Here is a 17,010-nt window from a genome sequence, read left to right on the forward strand (position 1 = left end):
CCCCACCACGACCCCCCGGTCAGCTCGCGCGGCGCTGCGGCCCGTTGTCGTCGTCGAGCCCTTCGGCGTCGAGGGCTGCCTCGAGCTCGGAGACGGCCCGGCCGGGCTGAGCCGCCTGCTGGGCCTCCTTGGCCTTGCCCTTCTTCTCGCGGGCGATGCGGTCCTTCATCGCGGTGGCGTACATGTCGACGTACTCCTGGCCGGAGAGCTCCATCATCGCGTACATGATCTCGTCGGTGATCGAGCGCAGGACGAACCGGTCGCCCTCCATGCCCTCGTAGCGGGAGAAGTCCAGCGGCTCGCCGATGCGCACGCCGACGCGGATCAGCTTGGGGATCTTCTTGCCGGTCGGCTGGGCCTTGTCGGTGTCGATCATCGCCACGGGGATGACGGGCACCCCGGCCTCGAGCGCCATGCGCGCCACCCCGGTCTTGCCCTTGTAGAGACGACCGTCGGGGCTGCGCGTGCCCTCGGGGTAGAGCCCGAGCAGCTCGCCGCGGCGCAGCACCTTCAGCCCCGAGCGCAGCGCGGCCTCGCTGGCGCGCCCACCGGAGCGGTCGACGGGCAGCTGCCCGACACCCTTGAAGAAGGCCGCGGTGAGCCGGCCCTTGATGCCTTCACCCGTGAAGTAGTCGGACTTGGCGAGGAAGGTCATCCGCCGCGGCACGCACACCGGCAGGAAGATCGAGTCCGAGAAGGAGAGGTGGTTGCTGGCGAAGATCGCCGCACCGGTCTCGGGAATGTTCTCCGACCCCTCGACCCACGGCCGGAACAGCAGGCGAATGATCGGCCCGAGAATGACCGTCTTCAGCACCCAGTAGAACAACCGGACCACCCTTCCTTGCGCGTCGCCCGCAGCCTAGTGCACTGGATCACATGGCTGTCCTGATCTGATCGCATGCGAAGATCGAAGCCCCATCCCGCAGCACCCGAGGAGACCCCGTGCCCGACCGGCCCGGCGACATGGACGAACGCGACGTCGATGCGCGCTTCGCCTCGATCGTGGCGCAGTGGGAGCACTCGGCGGTCGATGAGTCGGATGCCGTGGCCTCGGCAGGTGCCCCCGTCACCGACGAGCCCCCCGCGGCTCCCGAAGCACGGCACGAGGGCGCCGCCGAGGACACGGCCCTGGAGGATGCGGCCCCGAAGGATGCGGACGCAGGGGCGGCGGACTCAGGGGCGTCAGACGCGGGGGCGTCGGACCCGACCGCTCCCGCACCGCGCGACCCCTGGGTCAACCCCTCCCCCCTCAACCTGGTCGTCCCGGCCTCGGCGTGGCGCACCCCTGACCCCCAGGACGCCGCCACCGAACGCGCCGCCGCCGAGGCCGAGGAGGCCCTCGCCGCGGAGGAGCCGCACTTCGAGCCCCCCGAGGTCACCCTTCCTCCGCAGGAGGACCTCGGTTTCTGGGGTGCCGTCATCGGCCTGGTCGCCGGGCCGCTCATGCTGCTCTACGTCGTGTTCGCCCGCCCGTTCCACAGCACCCGGTGGTTCGTGGCGTCGGTCGTCGTCTCGCTGCTCGGCTTCGCCCTGCTCGTCCTGCGCCAGCCCGCGCACCGCGACCCGACGAGCGGAGACGACGGCGCGCGCGTCTGACACCCCCGCAGCCCCGAGAAGTCGTGATCACGTGTCACTTCCGTCCCGGGAACACTCCCCCGGAGTCTGGAGCCATCGCTTCCGACGAAAGGGGATGCTCCGATGAGCACCGCAGACCTGCTCGGCAACGCCGAGCACCACGACAACACCTCCATCCGCCCGGGTGCACCATCGACCGCGCCCACGGACCCGGACGAGATCAGGTCCCTGACCCGGTTGGCCGGGTGGGCCGGCATCGCCGTGTTCGCCTTCTGGCTGTGCCAGCCGATCCTTGTCGCCGTGCTCGTGAGCCGTGGAGCCGACGACACCCCTGGCATGGCGGCCCTCGAAGCCAACTCGTGGGCCGGCGGCTTCGACGCCGTGCTGTTCTCCGGCATTGGCGCGGCCTCACTCGTCATGGTGCTGGCCGTGTGGCGCGCCATGCGCCTGCACGGTGCCGCGGATGGCGTCCTCAGCACCGTCGGGTTCGCCATGGCACTCGTGGGCGCCACTGCGTGGTTCTGGGTCGCCGGGCACGGGCTGAGCATGTACACCTCGGTGGGCGCGGGTCTGGCTGACGTCTCGGCGGACAGCGAGATCCAGGCGGCGTCGCTCCAGGCCTCCTACCTGGCCGTCACGGCGGGGCTGATCGTCGTCGGGATCGGGTCGATCGGCTGGAACGTCCTGCTGGCCACCACCGGCCGGCGGGCCGGACTCATCGGCCGGCCGCTCAGCGCCGTGTTCGGCCTGTTCGCCGTGGTCCCGCTCTACCAGGCGGTGGTGCCCTTCGCGACGCCGTGGCCGCTCATCATCGCGGTCCTCGGGTCGCTGGTCCTCGGCATCGCGCTGCTCCTGAAGTCCCGGAAACTGCGGTGACGCAGCCCGCCGGTGCCATCATCGGATCATGACCCCCGACGGGTTGGTCAGGACGAGCGAGATCGCGGTCACCGTGGTCGTGCTCGTCCTGGCCGTGCTCCTGCTCGCGTCACTGCGCCGGATGCCGCGCGGCCCCCGCTGGGTGGTCGTGCTCGCCTGCCTGCTCCTGTATGCCGTCGTCGTCGTGCCCGGTGCACACACCCTGTGGTTCGTGGCCTTCCCCCTGCTCGTCGCTGTGTACCCGGATGGCGTCATCACACCGCGGTGGCTGTGGGTACCGGTGGGCATGCTCGCCGTCGCGGCGTTCGGCGACCTCGTCACGGCCGGCATGTGGAGCGAGAGCCCGTGGTGGGGCCTGGTCGTGAACTCCCAGCTTCTCCTGCTCCTCGCCCAGGTCCACCGGTACCGCCGCCGATCCTCCACGCAGGAGCGGGAGTCGGTGCGCTGGGTGATCCTCGGGACGTTGCTGACGATGGCGTCGTTCGCGGCGACCCAGGCCGCCTTCGGGTCCATCGGCGAGGGCTCGACAGGCTCCGTGGTCGCCGCCCAGCTGGCCGGGCTGCCGCTGCTCGTCGGCGTTGCCGTGGGGGTCCTCGCCCCGCGAGCGCTCGACGTCGATGAGTTCCTGCGGGCGACGGTGGTGAGCCTGGGCACTATCACGGCGCTCACCGTGGTCGTCCGGTCCCTACCGGCCCCTGACTGGGTGCGCCTCGTCGTCGTCGCCGTCATCGCCGCACCGGTGGCCCTGACGATGACCCGCGTCGGCGACTGGCTCCTCTACCGGGGGCGCCCCGATCCAGACCGCGCCGTCACCCGGATGTTGGCTGCGCTCAACACCCGCACCGGCCAGCAGGAGACCCCGAGGACCGTGCTCACCGCCTTCACCGACGCCCTGTACCTGGACCAGGGGCGGATCAGCGGCTCGTGGTTCGAGCCCGCCGCGCTGGGACCGGACACCTCCACGGCATCCGGCGGTGAGTCCTTTCCCGTCGAGTACCGAGGGGAGGTGCTGGCCGTCCTCGAGCTGCCGCCCCGGCGCGGCGAGAGCACCCTCACCCGCCGTGACCGCCGAGTGGTCGACGGGCTCCTCGCCCAGGCGGCCCCCGCACTCGACGCCGCGCGCACCGTCGTGGCGCTGCGCGAGTCCCGGGCCCGCACCGTCGCCGCGCGCGAGGAGGAGCGACGCAGGATCCGCCGGGAGTTGCACGACGACCTCGGCCCGACCCTCTCCGGCATCGCGCTGAGCGCGGCAGCACTGGCGGCCCGCACCAAGGACCCGGAGGCCGCCGAGCTGCACCGGGAGCTGCGGCTGGCCGTCGAGCAGTCCCGCGAGCTCGCCTACGGGCTGCGCCCGCCGGTGCTCGACGACCACGGGCTCGTGGCTGCCCTGCACGACCGGGTGGGTGGCCCCGACGTCCAGATCGACGCGCCGGAGCACCTCGACCTCCCGGCCTCGGTCGACCTCGCGGCCCTTCGCATCATCGGGGAGGCCGTGACCAACGCGCGCAAACACGGTGCCGCACCCATCGGCATCCGGTTGCGGTTGCGCGACGGCATGCTCCGCCTGCTGGTCAGTGACGCCGGGCCCGGCCTGCCCCCGGACGTGCGCGCGGGCATCGGCATGATGTCGATATCGGAGCGCACCGACGAGGTCGGCGGCACCGCCCGCTACGACCGCAGCACCAAGGGCTGCCACCTGGTGGTCGACCTACCCCTGGAGGTGTCATGACCACCGTCGTCGTCGTCGACGACCACCCCGTCTTCCGCCGCGGGCTGGTCGGCCTGCTGACGACCTCGGGCCACGAGGTCGTCGGCCAGGCGCGGGGCGGCCTCGAAGCGCTCGAGGTCGTTGCTCAGGTCAAGCCCCAGGTCGTGCTCATGGACCTGTCGATGCCCGACGGCGACGGGTTCGAGGCCACGGCCAGGATCACCGCCGACCACCCCGACGTCGCGGTGGTCGTCGTCACCCTGTTCTCCGACGAGGCCTCGGTCGCCCGGGCGCTGCACGCCGGTGCGGCCGGGTATCTCGGCAAGCACGCGGAGCCCGAGCACCTCATCGCCGCCGTGGAGGCGGCCAGTTCCGGGGCGTTGTGGATCGGCCGCGGCGTCGAGCGGCCCGCGTTCGCCACGCGGTCAGGCGGTGAGCCAACGGCATTGCCGGGTGGCCTCACGGCCCGCGAGCTCGTGGTCGCGGACCTGCTCGCCAGGGGGCTGGCAAACCCGACGATCGCCGCCCGCCTCGGGCTGTCGACCAAGACCGTGGCGAACTACGTGAGCGCCATCCTGCTCAAGCTCGCCGCGACCGATCGAGCGGATGCCGCGCGGATCATCCGCGCCCACCTGTCGCCCTGAGCCCTCGGGACGCGCCGGTCATCACAGCTGCAGGACGGCTGCGCACACGAGCAGGGATGCCGCGACACCCGCCGGGTCGTGAAACACACCGTCGGACTCCAGGGCGGCCTCGTGGCGGGTGAGCACGGCACTGCCGGGGTCCCCGGAGATGAGGTCCTCACACAGCCCGGCGACGACGGCGCTCGTATCGTGCTCGTCGAGCCCGTCGAGCGCCAGGCCGTTGTGCAGAAGGGTCGCCGCCTCGAGGAACACCTCACGCGCCATGTCGAGGTCGACTTCGGGCCGTTCCCGCGCGACCCGCTCAGCGGTGGCGAGCAGCTGGTCGTACGGAGGCTCGAGGGCAGCTTGCGACATGGCCTCAGCCTGTCAGCGGGCACTGCGGCGGACAATCGATTTTGACCGATGGCGCGGCAGCGCACCGGCTCCTCACACCTCGAGGTCGACCCAGGTGGCCCGGTGGTCGCTCGCTTGCGCCCACACGGCATCCGGCAACAACACGTCGCGGTGCGGCTTCACGCGCAGGTCCGGTGACGCGAACACCACGTCGAGCACCCGCCGCGGCCGCCTGGCCGGGAACGTGGGGGCCGCGGGGGACACCAGCCTCATCCGGTCGGGGACGTCGATGAGGCGCCACGCGGCACCGGTGTCGCCCTCGTTGAGGTCGCCGGCGATGATCAGCGAGCCGCGGTCCGACAGCGCCTGGAGGATGCGTTCGGTGTGGACGACCCGCTCGTCGGGCTTCAGGCTGAGGTGCACCGACACGGCCGTCAGCTCGGCCCCACCCGGCGCGGCGACGCGCACCACCGCGTACCCCCGCGTGCGGTCGGGCCAGCGCACCGGCAGCCGGGCATGGTGGCAGTCGAGCACCCGCACCCGGTCGGAGACGAAGATCGTCGTGCCGCCACTGCCCCGGTGGCTCCCCGGCCAGAGCATCCCGGTGGCCGCGGCGAACCGCCCGACCCGCCACCCACCGAACAACCGCCGTGGCACCTCCTGGAGGCACAGGATGTCCGGGGCGATCGCCCGCACGATCCGGGCGGCGAGGTGGTGGTCGTCGAGGAAGTCGCGGGTGTTGTACGTCGCCACCCGCAGCGTGGTCGATGGCCCGGTGCTCACGAGGCGAGGACGTCAGCGGGCGAGGGTGTCGCTGCGCGCGAGGTCAGCGGCACCCACGAGCCCCGCCTCGTTGCCCAGCTCGGCCGCGACGATGGTCGCCTCGGGGCGATAGCCGCGGCCGGTCAGCTGGCGACGGAACGCCGCCCGAGCCGGCTCGAGCAGCAGGTCGCCGGCTGCGCTCACGCCGCCGCCGATGACGAAGGTGCCGGGGTCCAGGGCAGCGGCGAGGTCGGCGATGCCGAGCCCCAGCCAACGCCCGATCTCGGCCAGCAGCTCGCAGGCGAGCGGGTCGCCGTCGCGCGCGGCCTCGGTGACGAGCGGGCCGGTGAGGTCTTCAGGTCGGCCACCGACCCGGTCGAAGAGGTCGGAGACGACGGGACTTCCCGCGGAGAACAGCGCCCGGGCCTCCCGCACGAGCGCGTTGCCGGAGGCGTACTGCTCCCAGCACCCCCGGTTGCCGCACTCACACCGGATGCCGTCGGGCACGACCTGCATGTGCCCGAACTCGCCCGCGATGCCGTGCCGGCCACGGATGACCTGACCGTCGAGCACGATGCCCCCGCCGATCCCCGTGCCGAGGTTGACCATGACGAGGTGGCTCTCGCCGCGCCCGGCACCGAAGCGGTGCTCGGCCCACACCGCGGCGTTGGCGTCGTTGTCGACGAAGGTCGGCAGCGCCACCCGGCTGGCGAGGGCGTCGCGCAGCGGTTCGTTGCGCCAGGACAGGTGTGGGGCAAAGACCACGGTCGCGCGGTCGGCCGCGACGAAGCCGGCGGCACCGATGCCGACCGCGACGATCGGCCCCGTGCTGCTGTCCAGCAGCTCCTCGACGACCGAGACGATGGTGTCCTCGACGACGCGCGGGCTCGTCGACCGGTGAGGGGTGCTGCGACGGGCCCGCTCGTGGACGACCCCGTCGGCGTCGACGACCCCGCCGGCCACCTTCGTGCCGCCGATGTCGATGCCGATCGCCAGGGCCTGCTCAGCCACGGGGTGCCTCCTTCAGGTCGGCAGCCGGCCCGTCGGCGCTGACCGGCTCGGCATCCCTCACCGGGATGGGTCTGCTCGGGCTGGGTCGTGGTGCCGCGGACGCCGCGGGTCGCCGCGAGCGCGACTCCCCGGCATCCGAGGGGGCGTTCGAGGGTGCGTCGGCCGCCCGGGCGCTCGCGAAGTCGGCGAGGACCGTGGCGGCCAGGGTCGCGACGTCGGCCAGTCGGGTGATCGTCTCGGGGCTCAGCGAGCGCACGACCTCGGCGGTGCGGCACAGCGGGCACCAGGTGCAGAAGGGATCGTGCCCACCTGCCTCGGATGCCGGGCGCTCACCGTCGCGTGGACCCTCACGTCGCTCCCCGGCTCGACCTTCGGGCTCGTCCGCGTCGTCGTCGACGTCGGCACTGGTGGCAGCGGCGTGGGCCGCGCCGGTGGCTGCGGCGCTGGCGTTGGCGGCCTCCGCCGACCGGCGCAGGCTCTCGAGCAGCTTGGCGGCCTCGTCGGCGACCGATCCGACCTGCTCGTCCCAGCGATCAGCGCCCACTGGCCCACTGCTCCTCGTCCCGTTCGAACCGCACCCGCAGTACTCCGTTGCCGACATCGGCATTCTGGACGACGCAGCGGCGCAGCACCGACGGGAGGGTGACGACGCGCCGCTGACCGCCCACCTCGATGACCAGGTCGTCGTCACGGCGGGCCATCTCCACCTCACCCGCCGACACGAGCGGCAGGGGCAGGCTGAGCACGAAGTCGTTGCCGTCCGCCGCGACCCGCATGACCGGCACGTCGACGTCGTCCATGATCGCCGGGACCGGGCCGCGCTCGGACGTCGTCGAGGTCGCGAGCGCCTCGAGGGCGTGGACCCCGATCGGCTCACCGGCGAGGTAGGGGGCGATGAGGACGGGGATGCCGCGGAAGGACTCCCGCACCCGTTCCAGCCCGCTGGCCTGGGCTGCGGTCCACGCCGTGCGCCACGGGTCGGTGTCGCCCGGGGCGGACCCGGGCAGCACCCGGTTCACGACGACGGCATCGACGGCGTACCCGTGGAGCGAGAGCGAGGTGAGCACCCGGCGGCTCTCGGCGATGACGACCCGCTCAGGCGTGAGAACCACGCGAACGCTGGCCCGGGGTGAGGTGAGCAGGGTGCGGACCTCGACCATGAGGTCGCGCCAGGCGCGCAGGACGAGCAGCACCTCCGGGCCCGGCACCGGCACTCCCGTCGCGGCGGATGCCGCCGGGCGCAGGACGGTGAGCAGCCGTCGTTGTGCGGGCAGCAGGCGATCGAGGTGCCAGCCGAGCACCTCGGGCAGGGCGAGCAGGCGAAGGGTCTCCGCGGTGGGGGCGCAGTCGACGACGACGAGGTCCCACTGGCCGCGCTGGGTCTGCAGGGCGAGGGCAGCGAGCGCCGTGACCTCCTCCGCGCCGGGCAGCGAGGTCAGCTCGTCGGCGACGACGGGGTCCACGCCCATGGCGTCCAGCACACCGAGCAGGTAGTCGCGCACGACCTGCCAGTCGGCCTCGACGGCGGTGTGCGCGCCCACGGCGAGGGCGTGCAACCCGGGTTCCACCTCGTGGCTGTCGTCCCAGGTGCGGGCGGTGCGCAGGTCGACGTCGAGCGCGTCACCGAGGCTGTGCGCGGCATCCGTGGACATGACCAGGGTCCGCAGACCCGACCGCGCGGCCCGCACGGCCGTCGCGGCGGCGGTCGTCGTCTTGCCGACGCCGCCCTTGCCGGTCACGAGGACGACGCGGGGCATGGCGGGGGTCAGCCCTCGACGCGCTTCTTGAGCTCGGTCAGGGCGGTGCTGATGATGTGCTTCTCGGCCTTGCGCTTCAGCAGCCCGATCATCGGCATGGTGAGGTCGACCTCGAGGTCGTAGGTGACCTTGGTGCCACCGGGGACCGCCTCGAGCGCGTAGGTGCCGTCGAGCCCCTTGAGCAGGCTGGCCCGCACGAGGTGCCAGGACACGCTGCCCGTGCCGTCCTCGGCGACGCTCCAGTCGTACTCCAGGACGTAGGTGTCCTTGATCGCTCCCGCATCGAGCTGGAACTCGACCTGGTCCGCCCACCCGTCACCGTCCTCGGAGAGGACGGACACGGACTTGACCTCGTTCGCCCACTCCGGGTAGCGCTCGAAGTCGGCGATGACGTCGAGGACGTCTCCGGGTTCGGCGGCGATCTCGATCGAGGACTGGGTGCGGTCGGCCATGGGACGGCACGTTACCCGCACCTTGCCCCCGTCATTCGCGGGTGCCCGGGTTGACGGGTCCTACAGTGGGTCACGAAGCCCGTTCGTTGCCCTCACGAAGCCCTGCCGTCGTCGCCCAAGGAGCCACCCGTGCACGAGAAGTCCATGCCGCTGATCCTGCCTGAGACCTCCACCGGGAGCCTGGCCGACCTGCCCGGCCGTCAGGCGAGTGCGAACCCCGGCAAGGTGACCTTCTCGGTGCGGTCGGGGTCGGGGTGGACCGACGTCACCGCAGCCACCTTCGCCGCCGACGTGGCCGCCCTTGCCAAGGGCCTCATCGCGGCCGGCATCTCCCCCGGCGAGGCCGTCGGCATCATGAGCCGCACCCGCTACGAGTGGACGGTGGCCGACTTCGCCCTCTGGTCGGCCGGGGCCGTCCCGGTCCCGATCTACGAGACGTCCTCCCCCGATCAGGTCGAGTGGATCCTCGCGGACTCCGCTGCCGTCGCGGTCATCGTCGAGGATGCCGCCCACCTCGCCGCCGTCGAGGCGTCACGTTCGCGCCTGCCGGGCCTGCGGGAGGTCTGGGTCATCGACCAGGGGGACATCGACAGCCTGAGCCAGGACGGCAACGACGTCGACGACGCAGACCTGGCGGCTCGCCGCTCGGCCCTGCAGCGCGACAGCCTCGCGACGATCATATACACCTCGGGCACCACGGGCCGCCCGAAGGGTGTCGAGCTGACCCACGGCAACTTCCTCACCCTGGCCGAGAACGCCAGCGAGGAGATCGCCGAGGTCTTCAAGGGCCAGGGCGCCTCCACCCTGCTCTTCCTGCCCCTGGCCCACGTCTTCGCCCGGTTCATCGAGGTGCTGGCGGTGACGGCCGGGGTGCGGATGGGGCACTCCTCCGACCTCAAGGCGCTGCTCGACGACTTCGCCACGTTCAAGCCGACGTTCGTGCTGGCCGTGCCGCGCGTGTTCGAGAAGATCTACAACTCCGCCGAGGCCAAGGCCGAGGCCGGCGGGAAGGGCAAGATCTTCGCCGGAGCCACCGCGGCGGCCATCGCGTGGTCGCAGGCCCAGGACACGGGTGCGGTCCCGCTCGGACTGCGGGTGCGCCACGCGGTGTTCGACAAGCTCGTCTACGCGAAGCTGCGCGACGCGATGGGCGGCGAAATCCAGTACGCCGTGTCCGGTGGGGCGCCCCTCGGCACCAGGCTCGGCCACTTCTTCCGAGGCATCGGCATCACGATCCTCGAGGGCTACGGCCTGACCGAGACCACGGCCCCGGCCACCGTGAACCGCCCGTCGGCGATGCGGATCGGCTCGGTCGGTCTCCCGCTGCCCGGCGTCGACGTGAAGATCGCCGACGACGGCGAGATCATGCTGCGGGGTGTCAACGTCTTCCGCGGCTACCACGCGAACGACGAGGCGACGGCATCCGCGATCCAGGACGGGTGGTTCCACACCGGCGACATCGGTGAGCTCGACCGCGACGGCTTCCTGCGGATCACCGGTCGCAAGAAGGAGATCCTCGTGACCGCCGGTGGCAAGAACGTCGCCCCCGCTGTCCTCGAGGACGCCCTGCGTGCCCACCCGCTCATCAGCCAGTGCGTCGTCGTCGGCGACGGCAAGCCCTTCATCGCAGCGCTCGTGACCCTCGACGCGGACATGTACCCAGGCTGGGCAGCGAACAACGGCATGGAGGGGGTGCCGTTCGCCGCCGCCCGCACGCACGAGATCGTGCTCGCCGAGGTGCAGAAGGCGGTCGACACCGCGAACACCGCGGTCTCCAAGGCCGAGTCGATCCGCAAGTTCGGCATCCTCGACGGCGACTTCACGCTCGAGTCCGGTCACCTCACCCCGTCCCTGAAGCTCAAGCGCAACATCGTCATGCGCGACTTCGAGGACGAGGTCGACGCCCTCTACGGTGGCTGACACCGACGAGGCGGCTGACGCGTACGAGGTGGCTGACACAGACGAGGTGCCGGACGCAGGTGAGGCGTCGCAGACCGGTGCCGCCGCGGCTCGGCGGACCGGTGCCACCCCGACCACGTCCGGTGGTTCCCGTGCCCTGACCGGCCCCGGGGCCGCCGCCGTGCTCGGCCTTGCGTGGCTCGCGTGGTTCGGGGTGCTCCAGTGGAGCGTCGTGCGGTTCCGCGTGCCGATCGTGCTGACCCTGACCGTGTGCGCTGGCCTGCTCGCGTGGTGGCTGGCCCGCCGGGTCGTCATCGACGTCCCACGCTGGCTGGCCCCGAGCGTGCTGCTCGGGTCGGTCGCCATCACGCTCACCGTCCCGCTGTTCAGCTACGTGCGCGGTGGCTGGCTCACGGCTGCCCTGGCGATCCTCACGACCGGGGGGCTGGTCTGCGCCGCCCTGCTGACCCGGCCCGGCCGCGCCACGGCGCTGGCGGCCTACGTCGTCGCGGTGCTCACCCACACCGCCCTTGCGGCCCTCGCCGTCATCGGCGACCCCGCCCCCAAGATCGACGTCTGGGTGGTGCTCCAGCAGGGGGCGGATGCGCTGGGGCGCGGCGAGAACCTCTACACCCAGCAGTGGACCGACTCCCCCGGTGTGCAGGACTTCTTCCCCTACCTGCCGTGGATGTCGGTGCTCACCGCTCCCGGCCGGTGGCTCGCCGGTGACGTGCGGTGGGCCGTCCTCGTGTGGTCGCTCGTGCTCTACGCCGGCCTGGGGGCCCTGGCCAGGGGGCGCGTCGAGCGGGCCGCCGCCGTGACCGCCGTGCTCGTCCTCGCCCCGGGCACCCTGACCCAGGTCGACCAGGCATGGACCGAACCGGTGCTCGCGGCCGCGATCGTGTGGTGGGCCGTCCTCGTTCGCCGGGGGCACGCGTGGTGGGCGATCGTGCCGCTGGCGCTCGCGTGCGCGAGCAAGCAGCACCTGGCACTGCTCGCTCCCGTGCTCCTGGTCTGGCGGCCGTTCGGCGTCTCGCGAACCCTGGCGACGGGCGGTCTGGCGGGGTTGCTCATGCTGCCGTGGGTCATCGCGGATGCCGAGGCGTTCGTCAACGACACCGTGGTCACCCTGCTGAACTTCCACCCCATCCGGTTCGCGAACACCTGGTACCTCTACGCCCTCAACGAGCACGGGGTGACCCTGCCGTTCGCGGTGACCGGCGCCGCCATGATCGGCATCGTGGCGGTCGCGGCGTGTGCCGTGTGGCGTCGACAGCCTGACGTCGCCGAGGTGCTGCGCTGGCTTGCCCTTGTTCTGGCCGTGGCCAATTTGGTCAACAAGCAGGGGTTCTACAACCAGTTCTGGCTGGTCGCGGCACTCGTGGCGGCGTCCTTGGCCCTGCCCACCGGTGATTCGCGGGGAGCCGACGCGGGCGACGCGGGCGACGCGGGCGACGCGGGCGACGCGGCCGACGCGGCCGACGCGGCCATCAACGTCGACGCGGCCGACGCGGCCATCAACGTCGACGCGGCCGACCCTGCCCTGCCGGAAGGGGCGACTGTCAGCGAGCCAGGGTCTCGAGCCGCTGCCGCCACGCCCGGGTGAGTTCTTCACGGCTGCTGCCGAGCACCGTCTCCAGCGCGGCATCCGTGCGAGCCTGCGCGTCAGCGGCGGTGCCGGTGGAGGCTGCAGCCTCGACCAGTTCTCGCAGCGCCTGCTCGCCGTACTCCTGCGCGATGAGGTCAACGGCCTGCCACGCGGCGAGGTAGGGCACCTCGAGGTCCCCTGATGCGGGCTGGAGCGCGGCCGAGTCAGGCAGATCGGTCGGGGCACGCCCCTCGCGCACCGCGGTGATCAGGGGTGCGAGCAGCACACGGTCGCGAAGGCCGGCCCGGGCGTAGCCGACATGGTCCGCGTAGCCCTCGGCCAGCCAGGTTGCCGGGGCTCCGGGCACGCTCGAGCGCACCGCGACATGGGCGAGTTCATGAGTGAGCACGACGTCACGGCCCGCGGTCGACAGCCGGGCATAGGCATCGGGGTCCAGCACGATGCGGTCCCCCGTCGCCCGTCCGTCGGGGCCGGTCGGGCCCTCGGTGGTGGCCGCCACCGCGCTGCGCGATCCTGCGGAGCCGGTCGCCCCGCCTGAGCCGGCGGCCCCGCCTGAGCCGGTCGCCCCGCCTGAGCCGGTCACCCCGCCTGAGCCGGTCACCCCGCCGAGACCTGCCGCTCCCGGGCGTCCGAGGAGGGCGTCGGCCTCTTCCGCGGTGGCGGGGGCGAGCACGAGCACCCGGGTGGGAGTCCCCGGCCAGTGGCGATGCATCTCTGGCCGGGCTCGGTCGACGATGCCCGCGTACTCGACGAGGCTCGCCCGTGGCACCGTGCCGGCCACCACCGCGTGGGGGGTGCGGTGAACCCGCAGCTTCGGCATGGCGACCCACGGAGCGCTCGCACCCGGGCCCGACGGCCCCTCGGATGCCACCGCCCACCCGTCCCCCGTCCACACCACTCGGTAGACCAATCGGGTCTCCCGGTCGCCCGTGTCCAGCCCGCCCAGTCGGTAGCGCACCACCACGGTGGCGAGGTCACCGACCAGCGTGGGGTTCTCGACCTCGAGGCGGGCGAGCCCCAGCGCCTTGGCAGCGTCATAGGAGTCGAGCTGGCGGCGCCCGGAGGTGGCCCGCGGGTCGGAGACCGTTGCCCTGAACGCCTGTTCGTCACCGGCGAGGAGAGCCTCGGCACGGCGGGTGAGCAGCGCGGCGACCTCGGACGCGGATGCCGACCGCCCGGCATCCGGCGTCGTTCCCCCCGTCGTGGTGTTCGTCGTCGGGTCCGCGGTCGAGGGATGTGTGGTGCCGGACGATCCGCTGGACGAGGTCGCCGAGGTGGGGCCCGGTCCGGCACACCCGGCGACTGTTCCCGCACCGACCATCCACAGCGCGGTCAGCGCCGAGACGACCACACGGAGGCTCAGAGGGGACCGGCGGGGCACCGACCCATCGTACGGAGGTCAACCGACGGCCCGGTCGTCTCCGGCAACCCCCGTCAGCTGCGACGACGCCGGCTCGAGCCGAGCACGGGCACGCGACGCGGTCTCGGCATCGACGAGCCCAGCCAGCACGAGATTGGTCACGGCGGCGCGCTCCTGCGGGTCGAGAGCGAGGTCGACGCGCAGGGTCGGCTCCACGAGGTCACCTCGCAGCGTGGGCGCCGCGAGGTCGAGCAGCACGGGCACCATGCAGTCACCGCAGTGCAGCTCGCGCACGGGGCAGGTTCGGCACTCGACGGTCATCGTCAGGTCGTGTCCGGTCATCGGGTCTCACCCCTTTCCAGGTGGTCTGCGTCCACGGTAGGAGAGACCACTGACAAGGCCTCGCGAGCCGTCGTACCCAGCGTCCGCTGCCGGACAGACAGCTTCCCTCGCGGGCGTGGCCGAGGCGTGGCTGAGGTCTTGCCGGAGGGCCCTGTCGGTGGCCACGTCTAGGGTTGCTGTATCACCCCACACAGGGTGGGCGGCGGGGTCAGCGGTGGGGCTATCGCGCTGGGGGACAGTGATTTTCGGGGAGGAGAGGGTGGCGTGTCTGACCTCGGAGTGACCGTGGGTCGCAGTGGCGACCGGCATCCGAAACTGCCTACATCCGGGCTGGAAGGTTCGGTGGAGACGTCGCGCTGGGCGGACACATCAGCCTCGGCCCAGACAGCGAGTTGCGCGGACAGAGCAGGCTCGGTCCAGCCAGCGAGCTGCGCGGAGACTGCAGGTCCCGTGGGTGCAGCAGAGCTGTCGGACGTGCGTCTGGCGGTGGCGGCCTTGGCTGGCGTCGTGGACCGCGAGGCTGGGCTGGCGTCGCGCCCTGACCTCGCTGCCGTGATCGAGGAGTCTCAGGGCCTGATCAACATGCTGACGGCCGTGCAGGACGTGGCGATCACGCATGTGGCGGCGATCGAGGAAGAGTGGGACGAGGACGGCTTGGTCGTCGAGTCGCGGCGGGTGCCAGGGCACGTGGCTCTGGATGCACCGGACGTGGTGGCGGGCGCGTTGCGGGTATCGCACCTGCACGCGCAACGTCGGGTGGTGTTGGCAGCCCGGTTGGCCGCTGCCGGGCAATCCACAGTCCCCCACGTTGCCGAGGGTTCGGATGCCGTGGACGGCGATGATGCTGACGGTTCCGAGATGACTGATTCACCTGATGCCGACACTGACGGAACCGACGCTGGCGGAACCGATGCTGACGCTGAGGACACCCTCGCCGCACCGTCGGGGCTGGCCGGGGTGCATTCGGCGATGCGCGATGGGCGTCTGGATGGGTACGCCGCGGCGGTGCTCGCCGATGAGCTCGCAGAAGCTCCGTCAGAGGTCGCCCGTGCCGTGGTCGTCGGACTGGAGGGGTGGTTCGGTCGAGAGTGCGCGTCGGTGTTGCGGCGACGGTGTCGTCGCGCGCTGGCGAAGGTCAGTCCAGACCTGCTGCGTCAACGGGCGGTCCGAGCCCGCTCAGAGTGCGGATTGCGGCGGTGGGCGGAGGAACCGGGGGTTGACCGCTGGTCGGGGTCGTTCCCCTCCGAGCGGGCAGCGTTGGGATGGGCCGCCGTCGACGCGTTGGCGCGGCAGTACGTCGCCGACGGGTCGTGCGGCCATCTGGAGCAGGCCCGCGGCAAGGCGTTGATCGACCTGGTCACCGGAAACGCAAACATCGACGTGACGGTGGTGATCACCACCGCCGAGGACAGCGACCCGACCAACCCCGCCAGCCCGACCGCCCCGACGAACCCGGCGAGCCCAGCGAACCCGACGAACCCGGCGAGCCCAGCGAGCCTGGGCAGACCTGCGAGCGCGGCGAACATGGCGGGCGGTGTGAGCCCGGCTGGCAGAGTGAGCCCGGCGAGCGGGGAGAGCCCGGCGCACATGGCGGGCGGGCTGAGCCCGGCCGGCGGCGTGGGTTCCACTGCGCCCGCGTGCGCGCCAGCTGCTGCTCCACGCCAGAAGGGCCTCGCCGCTGATGACCATCTCACCGACACCCACCGGGAGGACCACGGTGACGACAGACCTTCACGTTCTGCGCGGTCTGCACCGCACGAGAACCGGGCCGACGATCTGGTGGAGGCTTTCGGGCCATTCGCCGGCGATCCGATGCTGGTTCGTCGTGACTGGCTCACCGAACTCCTGAGCTCCAGCGGGAAGGTGCGATTCGCACGGTGCCACCCCCGCACCGGCGCGCTTCTCGACGGGGGCACCGCGCACCCGAAGCCGCAGTACTCACCCGCGGCTGCGGCGTCACAGGTCTCGCCCGCGGCTGCGGCGTCACAGTCCTCTCCCCTGGCGTCGACAGGCTCACCCGGGGCTGCGGTGTACCGACCCGGGAAGCAGTTGGCCGCGCTGGTGCGCTCGCGCGACGGGCGATGCCGCTTTCCCGGGTGCTCGGTGGCGGCCCGCTTCTGCGACCTGGACCACGTACGGCCGTGGCCGACCGGACCAACCACCGCCGCGAACCTGATGTGCCTGTGCCGGCGTCACCACCGGATCAAACAACGACCCGGATGGAGCGTGCGTCTGGACGTTGATGGCACCACGTCCTGGACGGACCCCGTCGGCAGACACCTCGTCACCTGGCCGCGCAACCATCGTGACCTGCTCAGCCTGCCTGCGGCTGTCACCCTGCCTGCGGCGGTCACCCTGCCTGCGGCGGTCACCCTGTCTGCTGACCCCTCGCCCCCAGCGGTGGCCACCGGCAGCGCCACCGAGGTGAGCATCCTCGAGACGGTCTTCGAGGTGCTCAGCGACGGCTACCCGCCCGCAACCACCGCAGACCACCCGACATCGCCAACGCCACGGCGATGGCGCGGCGATCTCGTCCGGCCCCGGCCCGGTCGCTCGTGCCTGACATATCCGAGGCGTCGCGACGACGATCCCCACCACCACAGCCACGCCGGGCCACTGGTGGCGGCGGAAAGAATCGAGATGGAACCACCACCCTTCTGATCGAGCCGCCACCCGAAGATC

General features: G+C 72.0%; 16 protein-coding genes. 7 read left to right on the forward strand and 9 right to left on the reverse strand.

Translation table 11 applies throughout. The annotated features are described in order from the left end of the window. Positions 1-19: 19 nt before the first annotated feature. Positions 20-826, reverse strand: coding sequence for a lysophospholipid acyltransferase family protein (locus tag C8E84_RS03875; RefSeq protein ID WP_159899629.1), 807 nt, complete (start codon positions 824-826; stop codon positions 20-22). Positions 827-942: 116 nt separating this feature from the next. On the opposite strand from C8E84_RS03875, the gene C8E84_RS03880 reads away from it, so the two are divergent. The 4 genes from C8E84_RS03880 to C8E84_RS03895 all read left to right on the forward strand — a co-directional run bounded on the left by C8E84_RS03880 (position 943) and on the right by C8E84_RS03895 (position 4,803). After that, positions 943-1,596 carry a hypothetical protein gene (locus C8E84_RS03880; protein ID WP_159899631.1) on the forward strand — a complete coding sequence of 218 codons (654 nt, stop codon included), beginning with the start codon at positions 943-945 and terminating at the stop codon, positions 1,594-1,596. Between the two features lie 102 nt (positions 1,597-1,698). Beyond that, on the forward strand, positions 1,699-2,451 hold the full coding sequence (locus C8E84_RS03885) for a hypothetical protein (protein WP_159899633.1): 753 nt from the start codon (positions 1,699-1,701) through the stop codon (positions 2,449-2,451). 28 nt (positions 2,452-2,479) lie between these two features. Next, complete coding sequence (locus C8E84_RS03890; protein ID WP_159899635.1) at positions 2,480-4,180, forward strand: sensor histidine kinase; 1,701 nt, start codon at positions 2,480-2,482, stop codon at positions 4,178-4,180. Further along, complete coding sequence (locus C8E84_RS03895) at positions 4,177-4,803, forward strand: response regulator transcription factor (protein ID WP_159899637.1); 627 nt, start codon at positions 4,177-4,179, stop codon at positions 4,801-4,803. The genes C8E84_RS03890 and C8E84_RS03895 overlap by 4 nt, the downstream gene beginning before the upstream one ends. A gap of 21 nt (positions 4,804-4,824) precedes the next feature. Here C8E84_RS03895 and C8E84_RS03900 read toward each other — a convergent pair whose 3' ends face one another. The 6 genes from C8E84_RS03900 to C8E84_RS03925 form a co-directional block, all read right to left on the reverse strand. Then, entirely contained in the window at positions 4,825-5,157 is a 333-nt protein-coding gene (locus C8E84_RS03900; protein ID WP_159899639.1) for a hypothetical protein, read from the reverse strand. Positions 5,158-5,229: 72 nt separating this feature from the next. Next, positions 5,230-5,919, reverse strand: coding sequence for an endonuclease/exonuclease/phosphatase family protein (locus C8E84_RS03905; RefSeq protein ID WP_159899641.1), 690 nt, complete (start codon positions 5,917-5,919; stop codon positions 5,230-5,232). A gap of 12 nt (positions 5,920-5,931) precedes the next feature. Then, positions 5,932-6,909 carry an ROK family glucokinase gene (locus C8E84_RS03910; RefSeq protein WP_159899643.1) on the reverse strand — a complete coding sequence of 326 codons (978 nt, stop codon included), beginning with the start codon at positions 6,907-6,909 and terminating at the stop codon, positions 5,932-5,934. Continuing rightward, positions 6,902-7,453, reverse strand: a complete 552-nt coding sequence (locus tag C8E84_RS03915) for a hypothetical protein (protein WP_159899645.1) — start codon at positions 7,451-7,453, stop codon at positions 6,902-6,904. The genes C8E84_RS03910 and C8E84_RS03915 overlap by 8 nt, the downstream gene beginning before the upstream one ends. Continuing rightward, positions 7,443-8,666: an ArsA family ATPase gene (locus C8E84_RS03920; protein WP_159899647.1), complete on the reverse strand. Its 1,224-nt coding sequence runs from the start codon at positions 8,664-8,666 to the stop codon at positions 7,443-7,445. The genes C8E84_RS03915 and C8E84_RS03920 overlap by 11 nt, the downstream gene beginning before the upstream one ends. 8 nt (positions 8,667-8,674) lie before the next feature. Continuing rightward, positions 8,675-9,118 carry an SRPBCC family protein gene (locus C8E84_RS03925; protein ID WP_159899649.1) on the reverse strand — a complete coding sequence of 148 codons (444 nt, stop codon included), beginning with the start codon at positions 9,116-9,118 and terminating at the stop codon, positions 8,675-8,677. A 129-nt stretch (positions 9,119-9,247) separates the two neighbouring features. Between C8E84_RS03925 and C8E84_RS03930 the strand changes: the two genes are divergently transcribed. Next, positions 9,248-11,038, forward strand: a complete 1,791-nt coding sequence (locus C8E84_RS03930; RefSeq protein ID WP_246196761.1) for an AMP-dependent synthetase/ligase — start codon at positions 9,248-9,250, stop codon at positions 11,036-11,038. Continuing rightward, positions 11,031-12,623, forward strand: coding sequence for a hypothetical protein (locus C8E84_RS03935; protein WP_211675384.1), 1,593 nt, complete (start codon positions 11,031-11,033; stop codon positions 12,621-12,623). Before C8E84_RS03930 ends, C8E84_RS03935 begins: the two co-directional genes overlap by 8 nt. On the opposite strand, the gene C8E84_RS03940 is transcribed toward C8E84_RS03935, so the two are convergent. Together C8E84_RS03940 and C8E84_RS03945 are read right to left on the reverse strand one after the other, a co-directional pair. Next, positions 12,580-14,007 (reverse strand): hypothetical protein, encoded by a 1,428-nt coding sequence (locus tag C8E84_RS03940; protein ID WP_159899651.1) that lies wholly within the window; start codon positions 14,005-14,007, stop codon positions 12,580-12,582. The genes C8E84_RS03935 and C8E84_RS03940 overlap by 44 nt on opposite strands. Positions 14,008-14,025: 18 nt before the next feature. Next, positions 14,026-14,328, reverse strand: coding sequence for a hypothetical protein (locus tag C8E84_RS03945; RefSeq protein ID WP_211675386.1), 303 nt, complete (start codon positions 14,326-14,328; stop codon positions 14,026-14,028). Between the two features lie 450 nt (positions 14,329-14,778). Here C8E84_RS03945 and C8E84_RS03950 point away from each other — a divergent pair, with 450 nt between their 5' ends. Continuing rightward, entirely contained in the window at positions 14,779-16,989 is a 2,211-nt protein-coding gene (locus tag C8E84_RS03950; RefSeq protein ID WP_159899653.1) for an HNH endonuclease signature motif containing protein, read from the forward strand. Positions 16,990-17,010: the final 21 nt, after the last annotated feature.

This window comes from Ornithinibacter aureus (assembly GCF_009858245.1).
Classification (GTDB): domain Bacteria; phylum Actinomycetota; class Actinomycetes; order Actinomycetales; family Dermatophilaceae; genus Fodinibacter; species Fodinibacter aureus.

Coding starts and splice junctions, on each gene's coding strand:
- C8E84_RS03920 (WP_159899647.1), bottom strand. CDS start 8,666: ATGCCCCGCGTCGTCCTCGTGACCGGCAAGGGCGGCGTCGGCAAGACG.
- C8E84_RS03895 (WP_159899637.1), top strand. CDS start 4,177: ATGACCACCGTCGTCGTCGTCGACGACCACCCCGTCTTCCGCCGCGGG.
- C8E84_RS03925 (WP_159899649.1), bottom strand. CDS start 9,118: ATGGCCGACCGCACCCAGTCCTCGATCGAGATCGCCGCCGAACCCGGA.
- C8E84_RS03885 (WP_159899633.1), top strand. CDS start 1,699: ATGAGCACCGCAGACCTGCTCGGCAACGCCGAGCACCACGACAACACC.
- C8E84_RS03900 (WP_159899639.1), bottom strand. CDS start 5,157: ATGTCGCAAGCTGCCCTCGAGCCTCCGTACGACCAGCTGCTCGCCACC.
- C8E84_RS03890 (WP_159899635.1), top strand. CDS start 2,480: ATGACCCCCGACGGGTTGGTCAGGACGAGCGAGATCGCGGTCACCGTG.
- C8E84_RS03945 (WP_211675386.1), bottom strand. CDS start 14,328: ATGACCGGACACGACCTGACGATGACCGTCGAGTGCCGAACCTGCCCC.